Genomic DNA, 16,013 nt, shown 5'->3' with positions numbered 1-16,013 from the left:
ACAGGTTTATTCAGTTCCAAGGATGGATTCATTGTTTCAATTTCGAGCAAATCTCAATGAAACCAGTCATGAAAAAAATCATTTTTATTCTTACAGTTTTGTACGCCTCCTTGACCTTGGCGCAAACCGGGGTCATTAAAGGTATTGTGGTAGACAAACAATCAGAAAGCCCCCTTGAAGGCGCCACGATTGAATTATTGAATATGGAAACCGCCACAGGGGTCATTACCGACTTTGACGGTAGATTCGTATTAAATGATGTACCCATCGGAAGGCAGGTATTACGTATTAGCTATATCGGTTTTGAAAGCACCACTGTTCCCAATGTTGAAGTCACAACAGGGAAGGATGTGTTCTTGACCATTCAATTGTTGGAATCTTTCAACCAACTGGACGAAGTTGTGTTGACCAATTCAGCGAACAAGGACCGCCCGTTGAACAAACTGGCAACTGTTTCAGCCCGTCAATTTGGGGTTGAGGAAGTGACCCGGTTCTCTGGGGGCAGAAGTGACGTAGGACGTTTGGCTGCCAACTTTGCTGGGGTTTCAGCCCCAGACGATAGCCGTAACGATATTGTAATACGGGGAAATTCTCCTACTGGACTACTTTGGCGTTTAGAAGGTGTCCCCATTCCAAGCCCCAATCACTACTCCACCTTGGGAACAACAGGAGGTCCGGTTTCTGCCCTTAATCCCAATCTTTTGAAGAATTCAGATTTTATTACCTCAGCCTTCCCTGCTGAATATGGCAATGCCCTGGGCGGGGTTTTCGATTTAGGTTTTAGAAAAGGAAATGCCGACGACTATGAGTATACCCTACAAACCGGAATTTTCACTGGGGTAGAAGCTATGGCGGAAGGCCCCTTGGGCAAAAATCGCGGTTCGTTTTTGGTCGCAGCCCGGTATTCCCTGGTAGGTCTTCTTGGAGTCGGTGCAGGAGGTACGGCAGCTACACCCAATTACAACGATGTTTCCTTCAATATCGATTTTGGGAAAACTTCCTTTGGAAACTTATCAATTTTCGGAATCATTGGTAATTCGGACATTGAATTTCTGGGGGATGATATTGACCCTGATGATCTTTTTGCCGCGGAGGATGAAAACACCTTTGTGGAATCGCGATTTGGTGTGGTTGGTGTGAAGCACAATCTAAAATTGGGGTCCAATTCATTTCTTAGGACCATTGCTTCCACCTCTTATTCGGGGAATGACTTCGTGGTTGACCGTTTTATAGAAAAAGATACCTCCCAAGAACGATTGATACGATATACGGAAGCTGATAATTCAGAAACACGTTTTACCTTTTCAACGCTGTTCAATACCAAGTTAAGTCGCAAATTTACCGTCAGAGCCGGACTTCTTTTTGAGCGTTTCAACATCGAAAGTCTGTTATTGGATAGAAACGAGCAAGCGGATACAAATGGTGATGGAGACCCTGACCTTGTAAATTTTAGGGACATTGATGAAGGTTTGAACATTATTCAACCCTATTTTCAAAGTCAAATCCGGATTGCTGAAAAGCTCACCCTAAATGCCGGTCTGCATACCCAATACAGTACCTTGAATGAGCAATTTGTACTAGAACCCAGAGCTGCAGTAAACTATACGCTTTTCCCGAACCACACTATTAACCTAGGCTATGGGGTTCACCAGCAATCTGCTCCACTCCCACTTTTATTTCTGAACGAAAATGTGAATGGAGAAATCCAACAGACCAACAGGGATTTGGATTTCGTAAGAAGCAGCCACTATGTTTTGGGCTACGATGTACGACTGGGTGATAGCTGGCGCGGTAAACTGGAGGTTTACTATCAGGACATCGATAACGCAGCTGTTGAACCCTTTCCTTCAAGTTACTCCACACTTACAGAAGGGGCTGACTTTGGATTCGACAATGATAGGGTTTCCCTTGTCAATGAGGGCACAGGTTTCAATCAAGGTATAGAACTCACTCTGGAGAAATTCTTTAGTAAGGGCTATTATGGCCTTTTGACCAGTTCATTTTTTGAAAGCAAATATGAAGGAAGTGATGGTATTGAGCGAAATACCCCGTTCAACAATGGCTATGTAGTAAATCTTTTGGCGGGTAAGGAATTTAAAACTGGTCCGGCCGGAAAAAATGTTTGGTTTGTGGATACGCGTCTCACCACTTCAGGAGGGCGATATTTTACCCCTGTTGACCTCGAAGCTTCTCGATTGGCAGGCTTTGAAGTACTTCAAGAAGACTTGGCCTTTAGCGACCAAATCGATGATTATTTCCGGTGGGATGTGAAGTTCGGTTTAAAAATCAACAGTCGGGACAAGAAAACTTCCCATCAGTTTTATGTGGATTTACAAAACGTAACTGCCAATGAGAATGTTTTTGTCCAACGCTATAATCGCTTGACCAATAATGTAGATCAAGTGGATCAAATTGGCTTCTTCCCAGATTTTGGGTACCGATTTCAGTTTTAGAATTAGAGAAAAAGATCAAGATGGCAAGGAATTCCAAAACAAGAGCAGCAGAGGAAAAGAAGTCAAAGCCTTCCTCTATCATTTTCAAAAAGAGAAAGACCAATTACCCCACTTTTATTTGGTGGGGCTGGAAGCCTATTTAACTCAAACAAAGAATTATGCGATTTTCAAATCATCTTAAACAGCAATTATTGGATAATTACGGACCATGGGCCTTGATAACCGGTGCCTCTTCCGGCATTGGCCAAGAAATCTCCCGTAGTTTGGCCGAAGCTGGCTTCAATCTTATCCTTAACGGAAGAAATGAATTTGCCCTCAACCAACTTTCCATTCAATTGGAGGATCAATGGGGCATTGTAACGGATAGCATCACTGCGGACCTTGCATCCACAGAAGGTATCACCCATATTATCAACAGTATTGGAGATATTCCAATTGGCCTATTCGTCGCATCGGCAGGTTTTGGTACTTCGGGCGAGTTCATCGCGTCGGATGTTGATCAAGAAATCGAAATGGTTCAGGTGAATACGCTTGCCCTTATGATGTTGACCCATCACTTTGCAAGGCAATTTGCCCAAAATAAAAGGGGAGGGATTATTTTGATGAGTTCCATTGTAGGATTCCAGGGAGTCCCCAACGCGGCCAATTATGCAGCAACAAAAGCTTATGTACAATCTCTTGGGGAAGGCTTATATCACGAATTAAAGCCCTACAATGTGGATGTTCTGGCAGCCGCGCCGGGTCCAGTTGCAAGTGGTTTTGCACAAGTTGCGAACATGAAAATGGGCAATGTGCTCACTCCCAAGGAAGTCGTGCTGCCCATACTAAAATCTTTAGGAAAGAAGTCCACCGTATTTCCAGGCAGGCTGACTAAAATCTTGATTTTGGGGTTACGAACTGTGCCCCGATGGGGGAAGATCCGCATTATGAAAATGGTCATGAGCGGCATGACACAACATCAAAAAGTTACATCATGAAAAAAGTTCTTTTATTAACAGCACTACTTGTAGTCACAATCCAATCTTGTACCTCTACAAAAAAGAAGATTGCCGAAAGTCAGCCCTACCCAAGCCAAATCAATTGGCCAGAAGCTTACACTCCTGAAGAAGCCGGGTTTTTTGTACACAATGAAATAGAAATAAAAGCTACTCCCGAAACAGTGTGGAATATCCTTTTAGCGGCCGAAACATGGCCTGAATGGTATGAAGGTGCATCTAATGTCAAAGTAGCCTCTCCTGACAATGGAATTTTAGATGCAGATTCAACATTTGAATGGAAAACCATGGGGCTGGATTTTGAATCCACCATTCAGGAGTTTGAGCCCTACTCAAGACTAAGTTGGGTGTCCATCAAAAAAAGTATCAAAGGCTATCATGCTTGGCTTATCATTCCGACCCAGGATGGGTGCAAACTGATAACCGAAGAATCCCAACACGGTTTCCTCACTTTTTTGGAAAAGACCTTTCAGCCCAGAAAGTTGGAAAAACTTCATCAAATTTGGTTGGAAAAGATTAGGGAAAAAGCTGAGGCGATTTAATCGTTAGCTTGTCACCCATGAAAAAAATCCGGTATTTTTTGGTAGCTTTAGCTCTTCTTACAACTACTTTTATTTTGATACGAAATTCTGACCCTGGACCTCAGTTTTTGGATGCGCAGTTTTCGGATATCATCAACTATATCCCCGAAAGAGCAAAACGAAATATGGAAGTGTCCGAGGTTGACGTAGCATGGCACTTAGATCATAGCCTAAAAACGATTAATCATATTTGCGAAGCCTTGGAAGCATCAAATCCAAATACATACCGTTCCAACTTTAACTTTTCAAGGATGGTGGTTTTCACTATGGGTGCATTCCCAAGAGGGGTGGCCGAATCTCCTCAATTGGTTCGCCCTCCGAAGACCATATCAACCGATAGTCTTTATCTACAAATGGAAGAAGCTAGAAAAAATCTTAAAAGAATTGAGCGATTAGATAAAAAAGTTCACTTCAAGCACCCCTATTTCAATGTGATTGACAAAGGACAGACCAAGCGCTTTCTTAAAATTCATACCGACCACCATCTGAAAATTGTCAGGGATATTCTAAAAAATTAAGCAACAAAAAAGCCCACATTAATGTGGGCTTTTTTAAAAGTCTTATTTATGCTTATGCCTCGAAAGGGTCAACGGAAACATAGGATTTTCCGCCAGCTTTCTTCTCAAACCTTACTACACCATCTATTCTGGCATGTAAGCTATGGTCTTTTCCGGCATATACGTTTTCACCAGGATTGTGTTTGGTCCCTCGTTGTCTAACGATGATGTTACCAGCCACAGCGGCTTGTCCACCAAAAATCTTCACGCCCAAGCGTTTCGATTCTGACTCTCTACCGTTTTTCGAACTACCTACACCTTTCTTATGTGCCATGATATATCTTTTTTAGTTCTTTCTATTTATTTGCTTAAAGCCTCAATCAAATCTGCTTTCTTCATGGAAGAAATACCAGATATTCCTTTGGCTTTTGCCATTTCCTTTAATTCAGCAACCGTTTTTGAGCTCAAATCCTCAGCAGCTTTTTTTGGTGCCGCCTTTGGCGCCTCCTCCACTTTGGCTTTTGCTTTTGGCTTTGCTTCTTTCTTGGGAGCTTCTGCTGGTTTTTCTGCCTTGGCTTTGGCAGGTGCTGCTTTTTTAGCTCCTTTGGCAACAATGCTTTCCACAACAATTTCAGTCAAATATTGTCTATGACCGTTTTTCTTGCGATACCCTTTACGTCTTTTCTTTTTGAAGACAATTACCTTATCACCTTTCAAGTGCTTTACTACTTTGGCCTCAACGGCTGCACCTTCTATGACTGGGGCGCCAACAGTTACGTTCCCACCGTCGTCCAAAAGGAGAACCTTATCAAAGGTTACTTTTTTTCCCTCTTCGGTCTGCAAACGGTGAACGTACACTTTTTGGTCTTTTGCAACTTTAAATTGCTGCCCTGCCATCTCTACAATTGCGTACATACTGCGTTTTATTAAATTTAATGTTTGTCGCTTATCGAAATTCGCGGGTGCAAATATACTGCTAAATCCTTAATGTACAAGCATTATTTACTCCAATCCATTGTTATTTTTTGGGATTGTTCGAGGTTTTGAAGAGCTGCATAAAAGAGAGGGTCAAAACAAGCGTGGTGGCAAAACCCATGATGGAAACCGTGAAGAAAACAATTCCCTCAAAATTTGCATAATCCTTGGACCATACTTGTGAAAGCTCCGTGAGGAAATCTTTGTCCAACTCGGTACTATAAAAAGCAAAGAAAATGGTAAACAGGAGTGTGGCCACAAAACCTGTGGTAATTCCAGCGGTGAAACCTTTGCCATAGTTGAAGTCCTTCCCCTGCCTCAATTTGGTATACTTGATGGTTTCATAAATTCCGAGCCCGGTTATCACTCCATTAAAAAGGCTGAAAAAAACATTGGTATGCTTTCCCATGAGCGAAAGAATCAGAAAATAGGCCATAAGCACCGCACTGGTAACGATACCAAAACGAATGGGAAGGGTTAGGTTTTTCATCGTAATTGCTTTTCAGGATGGACCTTTAATTTACTGAATGTTGGCGAATTTGCCATATTTTCTTGTTAAAGAGTTGTTTACAATACCCAAATTCCCTTGAATTTTACGCTATATTCGTGTAACATCATAAAGAAAATCAGTACTAATGAAAAACGATATTAACTCTTAAATTTTTGTAATGAAAAGAAAACTATTTTTAGGTCTTTTCATGCTTATCATAGGAAACTTTTTGTATGCGCAGGAAGTGGCTTTTGAAGAGTATGATTTAGACAACGGCCTTCACGTTATTTTACATCAAGACAATGGAGCTCCCGTAGTGACTACAGCGGTAATGTACCTTGTAGGCTCAAAAGATGAAGATCCTGAAAAGACCGGATTTGCGCACTTTTTTGAGCACCTTTTGTTCGAGGGCACCAAAAATATTGAACGGGGCCAATGGGACCAGATTGTTGCTTCGAGTGGTGGAAGCGGAAATGCCAACACTTTTTTGGATAGGACATACTACTATGAAACCTTTCCCTCCAACAGTCTTGAAACAGGTTTATGGCTAGAATCTGAACGATTGATGCATCCCATCATCGGTCAAGTTGGAGTGGACACACAAAAAGAGGTGGTACAGGAGGAAAGAAGGTTGCGTACCGACAATTCCCCTTACGGTGCCATTTTTGAGCAATTACTGAAAAATCTTTACTCCGAACATCCCTATCGCTGGGGCGTTATCGGTTCCTTGGATCATTTGGCCAGTGCCACTCTGGATGACTTCAAAAATTTCAACAAAACCTTTTATGTTCCCAATAATGCCGTTTTGGTGGTTGCCGGAGATATTGATTCGGAAAAGACCAAGAAAATGATCCAAGATTATTTTGGACCCATCCCAAAAGGCGCGGACATCAAAAGGAACAAGGTTATTGAAAAACCCATCACTACAACCATCCAAGCCTCCTACAACGATCCGAACATTCAGATTCCAGCAATTTTATTGGCCTATAGAACCCCAGGACAAGCCGAACGCGATGCTCATGTCATCAATATGATCTCTACGTATCTGAGTGACGGAGAAAGTTCAAAACTCTATAAAAAGTTGGTAGATGACAAAAAGATGGCGCTGCAGATTTTCTCTGTTCCAATTTCGGCCGTTGACTATAGCTCCTATGTTGTTGGAGCCTTGCCTGTTGGGGAAAATTCCATTCAGGACCTCAAAAAAGAGATTGACGAAGAAATTCTCAAAATACAGATGGACTTAATTTCCGAGAGGGACTATCAAAAACTCCAAAATAAGTTCGAGAATAACTTTGTAAACGCAAACAGCAGCATTCAAGGGATAGCCAATTCCTTGGCCGACAACTACATGCTAAAAAACGACACGAATCTCATCAATACCGAAATTGATATTTATCGTTCCATTACCCGAGAGGAAATTAGGGAAGTTGCAAAAAAATATCTGAAGGTGAATCAACGAGTTGAACTTGAGTATTTGCCCGAACAAAAAGATGCCAATTAATATGAAAAAGTATATTCTTTCCGGTCTGCTGTGCCTAATGGTAACGGTAACCTTCGCACAAATCGACCGTAGCAAAAAACCAGAGCCAGGTCCTGCACCTGAAATCAATTTACAAGAACCAACTCGTTTCGAGTTGAACAATGGGCTGAAAGTCATGGTAGTGGAAAACCATAAACTACCAAGGGTTTCCATGCAACTTACACTCGATAACCCTCCAATTTTACAAGGTGAGAAAGCGGGAGTTTCCGATTTAACATCAAGTTTAATGGGCAAGGGATCAAAATCCATTTCTAAGGACGATTTTTACGAAGAGGTAGACTTTTTGGGTGCTACCATAAACATCGGTGATCAAAGTGCTTTTGCAAGTTGTTTGTCCAAGTATTTTCCAAGAATTCTTGAATTGATGGCAGATGCCTCTTTGAATCCCAATTTCACCCAAGAAGAGTTTGATAAGGAAAAGGAAAAACTTTTGACGGGATTAAAATCCCAGGAAAAAGATGTTTCCGCTATTGCAACACGCGTGCAGCTGGCCTTGGCCTATGGCAAAAATCACCCTTTTGGGGAGATTACCAGCGAGGAAACTGTGAATAGGGTGACCCTAGCGGATATTGAACAGTACTACAGGGCCAATTTTGTGCCTGCCAACGCCTATTTGGTGGTTATTGGTGATGTAGAGTTTGACAAGGTCAAAGAGTTGGTCACGGAATACTTCACTCCGTGGTCGAAGGCTACACCACCTTCGTTCAGCTACTCAAACCCTTCGGATGCGCAATATACCCAGGTAAATTTTGTGGATATGCCCAACGCGGTTCAATCTGAGATTGCTGTGCAGAATGTTACCAATCTTAAAATGAAGGATGACGACTATCTTTCTGCGCTTTTGGCCAATAGAATTCTAGGTGGTGGATCTCAGGCCCGTTTGTTTATGAATCTAAGGGAGGACAAAGGATATACCTATGGATCTTATTCCGCCATACGGGATAATAAGTTCAGCCCTATGCGTTTTAGTGCCTCTGCACAGGTGCGCAATATGGTTACAGATAGTTCGGTCGTTGAGATTTTGAGTGAAATAGACAAAATCATGAAAGAGCCAGTTACCGAAAAAGAACTGAAAAATGCCAAAGCCAAATACTCAGGTAGTTTCGTGATGGCATTGGAAAAACCGCAAACCATAGCTAATTATGCTTTGAACATAGAAACCGAAGGTCTTCCAAAGGATTTCTATAAAACTTATTTGGAGCGCATCGATGCCATTACTGCCGAGGATGTTCAAAAAGCGGCCCAAAAACACTTTTCCACATCGAATTCCCGTGTTGTGGTCACAGGCAAAGGAAGTGATGTAATAGAAAATCTTGAAAAACTGGAATTCAATGGGAAAAAAGTTCCCTCTCTCTATTACGATGTATTTGCCAGTAAAACAGAAAAGCCCAATTATGATGTGGCCGTCCCTGAAGGAATCACCGCTAACTCTATTCTGGAAAAATACATTGAGGCCGTTGGGGGCAAAGAAAAGTTGGAAGGTGTAGAATCCTATGCCATGATTGCAGAAGCAGAAATGCAGGGGATGAAGTTGGAGCTTGAGATGAAGAAGACCGCTAAAGACCAGTTTATGCAAGACATAAAAGTCATGGGTAATTCTATGCAAAAGCAGGTTTTGGATGGCGATAAAGGTTATATGGTGGCCCAAGGACAACGCAAAGACCTATCTGAAGAAGAAATTGAGAAAATCAAGGAAGAATCTGCAGCTTTTCCTGAGTTGAACTTTTTGGCCGCTGGAAACATCAGTCTTGAAGGAATTGAAGCGGTTGGCGATAAAAAAGCGTACAAACTGAAAATTACCGATGGCAAATCGGCTTTCTATGATGTAGAAACAGGGTTGAAGCTTCAAGAGGTCAGTGTTCAGGAAGTACAAGGGCAACAGATGACCCAGACCTTGCAACTATCGGATTACAAAGAAGTCTCTGGAATCAAATTTCCATTTAAACTGACCCAAACAGCTGGTCCCCAAACCTTCGATTTCATCGTAAAGGAAATCAAGGTCAACGATGGGGTTTCACCTGCTGATTTTGAATAAGATTTCCATTAAGAATTAGAAAAAGACGCCTTTTTGGGCGTCTTTTTTTTATTCACCAAGTACACTCCCAACAGAATGATGGCAGAGGCAAATAACTGTTGTAATTTAAAGGCCTCACCATCCAATATTCCCCAAAAAATCCCAACAATGGGGATTAGATAGGTTACCGAAACGGAGAAAACAGCTGAGGACATTTGCACCAATTTGTTGAACATTACCTTCGCTACACAAGTTCCCATTATACATAAAATGATAACGTACCCCAAGGAACTCCAAAATCTTGGTCCCGAAGTGACTTCTTGGGAAAAGAATCCGGAGAAGGGCAAAATCAAAAGTGCTGGAACCACAATGGCCGCAAAGTTGCCCACCGCGATACCCATGGGAGATACATTCTGCAATTTACTTTTTATGATGTTGGCATTGGAGGCATAGCAAACGGTGGCCAAAATCACCAGGCTGGCATACCAATAATTTTGGTTCGGATTGATTTGGCTTCCGAAGAAAATTAAAAAAGCAGCACCAATCAGCCCTACAATCACACCCAGCAACTGATTCTTGGAGAAGTGAATTCCGAAAGCAAACAACCCAATAAAAAGGGTGAAAAGTGGGACAAGCGAGTTTAGTATCGAGGCAATTCCACTACCAATCTCTGTTTCTGCAAAAGCAAAAAGGAACATCGGCACAAAACTGCCAATAAACCCAGAAAGAGCAACCCATGGCCATTCAGTTCTAGAAATGGTCCGCAGTGATTTGAATCCGATAATAAACAGGAAAAGTGCGGCCAAAACTACTCTTATGGCCCCTAGCTGAATGGGACTGAATCCTTCAAGGCCCTTCTTGATCAGAATATAGGAGCTTCCCCAGATAATGGAAAGCAGAAAGAGATAGGACCACTTTCGATTTTGGATATTCACTTTCTGAATTTAAAGTGCAAAAGTGAGGGATATTTAAGAGAATTTGACCCTTTGTGGGTTATTTTTGTACTTCCAAACCCAATCCTTTGAAGAATTCCATTGTATATGGTTTTGTTTTGCTCTATTTGGTAGCGATGGCAAGGCCCGTTGTACCATTGATGGAGTATATTGTTTATGAGGATTACATTGCGGAGTTTCTTTGTATCAACAAAGATAATCTTGAGTTGGAATGCCATGGAAAGTGCTACCTGATGCAAAAGCTCACTGAACAAAACGACCAAAAGCGGCAAAACCTTCCAAAGATTGTCATGGAAGAATATCCCATTGGTTTTGTGGATCTTCAAGAATTTGTTACAAAGGAAGCAGGTGCTCCCGAGAACAAGCGCAACTATGATTATTTAAATCCCTACACCTATCTTTTTACCGCAGGCAGTTTTCATCCGCCCAATGCGATTAGCTAATTAGCTATCAGACAGATTACCCAACGCTTAGTTCAAAAGATGATTCAATTTCATCATCTTTTTGGATAGGTTATATCAATCTCAATACAAAATAAAAAACGGATGAAACTTTATATTTCTGCCATTTTCTTAATGGCTAGCCTTGCATTATTTGCACAAGATACCACTGACACATTACCAAAATGGTCCGCTGGACGACCTGATGGCCATGCTCCAATTCCTGTTATGGGAGACCACATGCACGGAAAAGGGGAATGGATGTTCTCCTATCGGTACATGTATATGAACATGGAAGATTTAAAAAGAGGAAGCGATGATGCCTCATTTAATGATGCGCTTCAAGAGTATATGGTCACACCCACCAGCATGCCAATGCATATGCATATGGTAGGTGCCATGTATGCTCCAAGCGATAACATCACGCTTATGGTCATGTTCAATTATTTGTCCATGGAGATGGACCACATTACACGAATGGGTGGAACCTTTATTACAGAAGCCAATGGATTTGGCGACATCCAAGTCTCTGGGCTTTACCGGTTCTTTAATTCAAATCAACAAACAATGCATGGGCAGCTCGGATTTTCAATTCCCACAGGAAGCGTCACTGAAAGCGATGTAACCCCGGCCTCCGCCCCCGATGAAGTGGAGCTTCCTTACCCTATGCAAATTGGAAGTGGAACTTTTGACACTAATTTGGCACTCACGTACCTGGGCCAGGGGAATATTAACTCTTGGGGTGTTCAACTGAGGGGCATTTTCCGGTTCGGGGAAAACGACCGAGAGTTCCGCTACGGCAATCGGTATAGCCTAAACAATTGGTTTGCCGTAAAAGCAACTGAATGGCTGAGCTTTTCAGCCCGGTTGGAGGGATTGCTTGTTGGGGAAATTGAAGGTGAGGACCCCAATCTAAATCCTATGATGGTAATCACGGCAGACACCAACAATTCTGGTGGCACCTTTGTAAACGGAGGGCTTGGTTTTAACGTGTACATCCCTTCAGGAGCCCTTAAAAATCTAAGGTTTGGCTTTGAAGTGGCATCGCCCCTGTACCAAGATGTAAACGGGGTCCAACTTCGAACAAGGGAAACCTTGACCCTGGGAACGCAATATTCTTTTTAACTTTAATCTCCCAAGGAGCATTTAAATGTGTTCCTTGGGTTTTTTCACTTAGCAACAATACTATGAAAACAAGACTTTTATTATTTCCGAGTTTAGTTATTTTTTTGTTCTTCTCCTGTAAGCAGGAAAAGAAAACCCCAGAAGGTCCGACCCAAATGGAAAAGGTTATGGCCATACATGATGAGGTAATGCCCAAAATGGGGAAACTGGGAAAACTTGTGGGCGAACTTAAGGCCAAAGTCGACACAACTGAAACAGGCTTGCAATATGAAGCTGCCATGAAAGACCTTCAAGGTGCCAATACGGCCATGATGGATTGGATGATGAATTTTGGTGACCGATTCGATTCCGAAGAAATATTGGAAGGAAAGGAACTAACAGAGCAAAAACAGTTATGGCTTGATGAGGAAGAGGAAAAAGTGAGGGCTTTACGGGATCAAATCAACCAAAGTTTGGAAAACGCGGAAGCCCTGCTGCAAAAGGAGGAATAGCTTTATTTTTTCCAGCGAAGGCTTTCCATAATCCGGCGAATATCTTTTTGAAGATAGATAGCTGCCGGCAAAATGGAATCGTAATTGGGCTTTGCATAGAAGTACAAGGAGCCTGTTACAAAATGTGAGGTGCTGTCGGTAACATAAAATTGCGATTGGGAAGCAGCATTGCCGCTTACTTCGTAAAACATGCCATACACCTTATCCTCTGGGTTGACAAAAGGTTGTTCCAAGATATTGTCGGCCTTTACTACATGCTCATAAGATAGTTTTTGAGCATCAATGAGCAGGGTATCCAGATTTTGATTTACGGGTTTGTAGGTAATATAAATTGATCCCTTCATATTGGGGTAATCCAAAACGAGGGAGCAGTCTTCGTTTTCTTTCAGATTGGAGGCGCGATTCAAGTCGAACACAAATGTGCAATCTGAATCCAGCTCTTGGTACTTGGCATCTGGATATTCCAAGCTCAGCATCGCCTTGGGTTTGGGCATCACCTCATCTTTACATCCGGAGATAACAAATAATAACAAAAGGGCAGCGCAAATATTAGCCTTCATTGGGTAACGTTACTTTAATTTGCTTCAATCTTTTTTTATCCAAGCTTTCCACTATGAACCGGTAGTCCTTAAAAAGTACTTTCTCGCCCCTTTTGGGAAAACTTCCGGAAATTTCCAAAACGAACCCAGCTATGGTTTCAGATTCTCCTTTGTTATTTTCAAATTCATCCTCATCCTCAATTTTGACAACCCGGTAAAAATCCTTCAAAGCCGTTTTTCCATCAAATACATAGTTGAAATCATCTAATTTGGAGAATATCAAATCCTCATCGTCAAACTCGTCACTGATATCCCCAACGATTTCCTCGATAATGTCTTCCAAGGTAACTATTCCTGAAGTCCCCCCATATTCATCCACTACAATCGCCAGGTGGTTTTTCTTGTCCTGAAATTCCAGCAGCAAATCATCGAGCTTTTTGTTCTCTGGAACGAAATAGGGTTCGCGAATCAGTGACATCCAGTTAAAGGTTTTCCGATCTAGGTAGGGAAGTAGGTCCTTCACGTACAAAACGCCCAAAACATTGTCCATATTTTCGGAAAACACAGGAATACGGGAATACCCATTCTTTTTGATTTCTTCCAATACCTCACGAAACTTCATTTCCTCGTTAAGGGCGAAAATGTCAATTCGAGGCCGCATTACCTGTTTGGTATCGGTATTGCCAAAGCTCACGATGCCTTCGAGGATTTTTTGTTCTTCTTTGGTTGTATCGCCTTCAGAGGCCAATTCCAACGCTTGGGATAAATGATCTACACTGAGGCTCGATTTTTGTCTTCCCAACTTTTCCTGTAAATAAAGGGTCGCCGAACTCATGGGTGAGCTCAAAGGCGTAAAAAGAAGGGTAAAGAGGTTCAAAGGAGCCGCCATAATCTCAGAAAACTGTCTCTTGTTTCTGTTGGCGTAGATTTTTGGAAGTATCTCACCAAACATCAATATGAGAAATGTTGCCAAGACCACCTCCAATATAAAGCGAACGGAAACGACACCAAAAAGACTTTGGTCGATTTTTGAGAAAAGGGTGTCCCCCAAGGAACTGAACAGGAGCACAATTCCAATATTTATGGCATTGTTGGTAATCAAGATGGTCGCCAGCAATTTTTGAGGTTTCCCAAGAAGCTTTGCAATAAGGGAGCCCCTGGTGGAATCATCTTCCGACAACTCGTTCAAATCGGTTTGGGAAAGGCCAAACAAGGCTACTTCCGCGCCAGATATTAACGCTGAGCAGCACAACAGGAGCAAAAGTACCATGACCTTTATATAGAAAACTCCGCTTATCGCTGATAGAGAGAAAACCAAACTATAGGGGTCGGGGTCCAAATCTATGCTGCTTATTCTTAATTTTAGAAGGGTAGGTCATCATCCTGCTCTGCCTCGCCAACTGAGGGTGTACTGGCAGGTTGTTGTGGTTCGGTCGGAGCAACTACAGATGTCTGGGGAGGTACCCCGGCCATACTTTCCTTTTTGGTGGACAAAAATGTAAAATCCTGAACATGCACCTCGGTGGTGTATCTGGTGTTCCCATCTTCTCCTTGCCATTGCCGGTTTTTGAGTCTTCCCTCTACGTAGACCTTATCGCCCTTACTCAAATATTTTTCGCAAATCTCGGCAGCCTTGTTCCTTACCACAATATTGTGCCAATCTGTATTGGTCACCTTCTCCCCGGTCTGCCTATTGGTATAGGTCTCATTGGTGGCCAAAGGAAAGCGCGCGATACAGTTTCCTCCCTCAAAATAGTGGATTTTAACCTCATCCCCCAGATGGCCAATTAGCATCACTTTGTTTAATGTTCCGCTCATAACTTTTCAATTGGTCAAAGGTACTAAATTTTGAATGTCTTGATAAAGTCGGCAATCAAAACTGGAACAGGAAAATCAATGGTTTGTTTCCAAGATATGCCTTCTTTGAGGTCCTTTGCCAATTCCACCATCCAAAAACGGGTGTGTAAATGTTGGTGGGACAGCTTATGTACTACAGGTTCCTTATTGCGAAGAGAAATGCTTTTGATCTGATTCTCAAGATCTAGGGCTTGAATCTGTGTTCTTAGTTCTTCCCCATCGATCAGTTTTTCAGATTCTACCAAAGGGAATTGATACAGATTTTGCCAAATACCTTTCCCCTTCCTTTGTTCAAGTTGCGTCCTCATTTGTGGGTCCAAAAAAACCAAATAATTAAAATAACGCTGTTTTACTTTCGTTTTGTTCAGCTTGACCGGAAGGTCGGCCACTCGATTTTCTTTCAGTGCGGAGCATCCATCATTCAAAGGGCATAACAGGCAGTAGGGCTTTTTGGGTGCGCATTGAATGGCTCCAAATTCCATAATGGCTTGATTGTAGTCACGAATATTTTTCCTGTCCATTACCTCACGGGCAAGTGTTTTGAAGTATTTGATTCCCTGAGAGCTGTTTATAGGGATCTCAACACCAAAATATCTCGCGAGAACCCTATATACATTGCCATCAACAACAGGTTCGGGGATTCCAAAACTAATGGAAGCAATGGCACTTGCCGTATAATCTCCAACGCCCTTTAGGCGTTTTAGTCCTTCATAGGTGTCCGGAAACTTACCTTCGTATTCTGTGACCACAATTTTGGCAGTGGCATGGAGATTTCTTGCCCTGGAATAGTACCCCAAGCCTTGCCAAAGTTTCAAAACCTTTTCTTCGCTGGCATTAGCCAGATCCTGTACTGTGGGGAAGGCCTTTACAAATTTGTGATAGTAAGGTGTGCCCTGAACAACCCGGGTTTGCTGAAGAATGACTTCGGATAGCCAAATTTTATAAGGGTCTTTGGTGTTTCTCCATGGCAGTTCACGCTTGTGCTCTTGGTACCATTGCAAAACTTTTTGCGAAAAGCTCATTCAATAAAATACTAGAAAATAAAAGTAGCAGTTTATATACT

Annotated in this window: 17 protein-coding genes; 9 read left to right on the top strand and 8 right to left on the bottom strand. The window is 42.2% G+C overall.

The window, feature by feature from the left end; translation table 11 throughout:
- Window positions 1-68: 68 nt before the first annotated feature.
- From EW142_RS14655 to EW142_RS14640, 4 genes are all read left to right on the top strand, one after another.
- A complete protein-coding gene (locus EW142_RS14655) occupies window positions 69-2,453 on the top strand; it encodes a TonB-dependent receptor (protein WP_130615107.1) in 2,385 nt (794 codons plus the stop codon).
- Between the two features lie 158 nt (window positions 2,454-2,611).
- A complete protein-coding gene (locus EW142_RS14650; RefSeq protein ID WP_130615105.1) occupies window positions 2,612-3,430 on the top strand; it encodes an SDR family NAD(P)-dependent oxidoreductase in 819 nt (272 codons plus the stop codon).
- Complete coding sequence (locus EW142_RS14645; RefSeq protein WP_130615103.1) at window positions 3,427-3,990, top strand: SRPBCC domain-containing protein; 564 nt, start codon at window positions 3,427-3,429, stop codon at window positions 3,988-3,990. The genes EW142_RS14650 and EW142_RS14645 overlap by 4 nt, the downstream gene beginning before the upstream one ends.
- A gap of 17 nt (window positions 3,991-4,007) precedes the next feature.
- The gene (locus EW142_RS14640; RefSeq protein ID WP_130615101.1) at window positions 4,008-4,547 is read left to right on the top strand and encodes a DUF1569 domain-containing protein; all 540 of its coding nucleotides are present in this window, start codon (window positions 4,008-4,010) and stop codon (window positions 4,545-4,547) included.
- 52 nt (window positions 4,548-4,599) lie between these two features.
- Here the strand turns inward: EW142_RS14640 and rpmA are convergent, their stop codons facing one another.
- From rpmA to EW142_RS14625, 3 genes are all read right to left on the bottom strand, one after another.
- Window positions 4,600-4,860, bottom strand: coding sequence for a 50S ribosomal protein L27 (rpmA, locus tag EW142_RS14635; protein ID WP_130615099.1), 261 nt, complete (start codon window positions 4,858-4,860; stop codon window positions 4,600-4,602).
- A gap of 26 nt (window positions 4,861-4,886) precedes the next feature.
- Window positions 4,887-5,441 (bottom strand): 50S ribosomal protein L21, encoded by a 555-nt coding sequence (gene rplU, locus EW142_RS14630; RefSeq protein ID WP_130615097.1) that lies wholly within the window; start codon window positions 5,439-5,441, stop codon window positions 4,887-4,889.
- Between the two features lie 103 nt (window positions 5,442-5,544).
- On the bottom strand, window positions 5,545-5,991 hold the full coding sequence (locus EW142_RS14625; protein WP_130615095.1) for a DUF4199 domain-containing protein: 447 nt from the start codon (window positions 5,989-5,991) through the stop codon (window positions 5,545-5,547).
- A gap of 178 nt (window positions 5,992-6,169) precedes the next feature.
- Between EW142_RS14625 and EW142_RS14620 the strand changes: the two genes are divergently transcribed.
- Both EW142_RS14620 and EW142_RS14615 read left to right on the top strand, forming a co-directional pair.
- On the top strand, window positions 6,170-7,492 hold the full coding sequence (locus EW142_RS14620) for a M16 family metallopeptidase (protein ID WP_130615093.1): 1,323 nt from the start codon (window positions 6,170-6,172) through the stop codon (window positions 7,490-7,492).
- A gap of 1 nt (window position 7,493) precedes the next feature.
- Entirely contained in the window at window positions 7,494-9,566 is a 2,073-nt protein-coding gene (locus tag EW142_RS14615) for a M16 family metallopeptidase (RefSeq protein WP_130615091.1), read from the top strand.
- Window positions 9,567-9,574: 8 nt separating this feature from the next.
- Here EW142_RS14615 and EW142_RS14610 read toward each other — a convergent pair whose 3' ends face one another.
- Window positions 9,575-10,480, bottom strand: a complete 906-nt coding sequence (locus EW142_RS14610) for a DMT family transporter (RefSeq protein ID WP_130615089.1) — start codon at window positions 10,478-10,480, stop codon at window positions 9,575-9,577.
- Window positions 10,481-10,566: 86 nt separating this feature from the next.
- Here EW142_RS14610 and EW142_RS14605 point away from each other — a divergent pair, with 86 nt between their 5' ends.
- From EW142_RS14605 to EW142_RS14595, 3 genes are all read left to right on the top strand, one after another.
- Window positions 10,567-10,941, top strand: a complete 375-nt coding sequence (locus EW142_RS14605; protein ID WP_240740226.1) for a hypothetical protein — start codon at window positions 10,567-10,569, stop codon at window positions 10,939-10,941.
- A 102-nt stretch (window positions 10,942-11,043) separates the two neighbouring features.
- Window positions 11,044-12,063: a transporter family protein gene (locus EW142_RS14600; RefSeq protein ID WP_130615087.1), complete on the top strand. Its 1,020-nt coding sequence runs from the start codon at window positions 11,044-11,046 to the stop codon at window positions 12,061-12,063.
- A 62-nt stretch (window positions 12,064-12,125) separates the two neighbouring features.
- Window positions 12,126-12,554, top strand: coding sequence for a hypothetical protein (locus EW142_RS14595; protein ID WP_130615085.1), 429 nt, complete (start codon window positions 12,126-12,128; stop codon window positions 12,552-12,554).
- A gap of 2 nt (window positions 12,555-12,556) precedes the next feature.
- Here EW142_RS14595 and gldD read toward each other — a convergent pair whose 3' ends face one another.
- From gldD to mutY, 4 genes are read right to left on the bottom strand one after another with little or no spacing between them, the layout of a single operon-like run.
- A complete protein-coding gene (gldD, locus tag EW142_RS14590; protein ID WP_130615083.1) occupies window positions 12,557-13,114 on the bottom strand; it encodes a gliding motility lipoprotein GldD in 558 nt (185 codons plus the stop codon).
- Entirely contained in the window at window positions 13,104-14,432 is a 1,329-nt protein-coding gene (locus EW142_RS14585; protein WP_130615081.1) for a gliding motility-associated protein GldE, read from the bottom strand. Before EW142_RS14585 ends, gldD begins: the two co-directional genes overlap by 11 nt.
- 23 nt (window positions 14,433-14,455) lie before the next feature.
- A complete protein-coding gene (locus EW142_RS14580; RefSeq protein ID WP_130615079.1) occupies window positions 14,456-14,911 on the bottom strand; it encodes a single-stranded DNA-binding protein in 456 nt (151 codons plus the stop codon).
- A 23-nt stretch (window positions 14,912-14,934) separates the two neighbouring features.
- On the bottom strand, window positions 14,935-15,972 hold the full coding sequence (gene mutY / locus EW142_RS14575; protein ID WP_130615077.1) for an A/G-specific adenine glycosylase: 1,038 nt from the start codon (window positions 15,970-15,972) through the stop codon (window positions 14,935-14,937).
- Between the last annotated feature and the right edge of the window lie 41 nt (window positions 15,973-16,013).

The sequence above is a fragment of the Flagellimonas allohymeniacidonis genome, from assembly GCF_004296335.1.
Taxonomy (GTDB): domain Bacteria; phylum Bacteroidota; class Bacteroidia; order Flavobacteriales; family Flavobacteriaceae; genus Flagellimonas; species Flagellimonas allohymeniacidonis.
This window is presented reverse-complemented; position numbering and strand designations above follow the sequence as displayed.

Bases quoted from the DNA above. Each gene is read 5' to 3' on its own strand.
- EW142_RS14655 (WP_130615107.1), top strand. From the start codon at position 69: ATGAAAAAAATCATTTTTATTCTTACAGTTTTGTACGCCTCCTTGACC.
- EW142_RS14650 (WP_130615105.1), top strand. From the start codon at position 2,612: ATGCGATTTTCAAATCATCTTAAACAGCAATTATTGGATAATTACGGA.
- EW142_RS14645 (WP_130615103.1), top strand. From the start codon at position 3,427: ATGAAAAAAGTTCTTTTATTAACAGCACTACTTGTAGTCACAATCCAA.
- EW142_RS14640 (WP_130615101.1), top strand. From the start codon at position 4,008: ATGAAAAAAATCCGGTATTTTTTGGTAGCTTTAGCTCTTCTTACAACT.
- rpmA (WP_130615099.1), bottom strand. From the start codon at position 4,860: ATGGCACATAAGAAAGGTGTAGGTAGTTCGAAAAACGGTAGAGAGTCA.
- rplU (WP_130615097.1), bottom strand. From the start codon at position 5,441: ATGTACGCAATTGTAGAGATGGCAGGGCAGCAATTTAAAGTTGCAAAA.
- EW142_RS14625 (WP_130615095.1), bottom strand. From the start codon at position 5,991: ATGAAAAACCTAACCCTTCCCATTCGTTTTGGTATCGTTACCAGTGCG.
- EW142_RS14620 (WP_130615093.1), top strand. From the start codon at position 6,170: ATGAAAAGAAAACTATTTTTAGGTCTTTTCATGCTTATCATAGGAAAC.
- EW142_RS14615 (WP_130615091.1), top strand. From the start codon at position 7,494: ATGAAAAAGTATATTCTTTCCGGTCTGCTGTGCCTAATGGTAACGGTA.
- EW142_RS14600 (WP_130615087.1), top strand. From the start codon at position 11,044: ATGAAACTTTATATTTCTGCCATTTTCTTAATGGCTAGCCTTGCATTA.
- EW142_RS14595 (WP_130615085.1), top strand. From the start codon at position 12,126: ATGAAAACAAGACTTTTATTATTTCCGAGTTTAGTTATTTTTTTGTTC.
- gldD (WP_130615083.1), bottom strand. From the start codon at position 13,114: ATGAAGGCTAATATTTGCGCTGCCCTTTTGTTATTATTTGTTATCTCC.
- EW142_RS14580 (WP_130615079.1), bottom strand. From the start codon at position 14,911: ATGAGCGGAACATTAAACAAAGTGATGCTAATTGGCCATCTGGGGGAT.
- mutY (WP_130615077.1), bottom strand. From the start codon at position 15,972: ATGAGCTTTTCGCAAAAAGTTTTGCAATGGTACCAAGAGCACAAGCGT.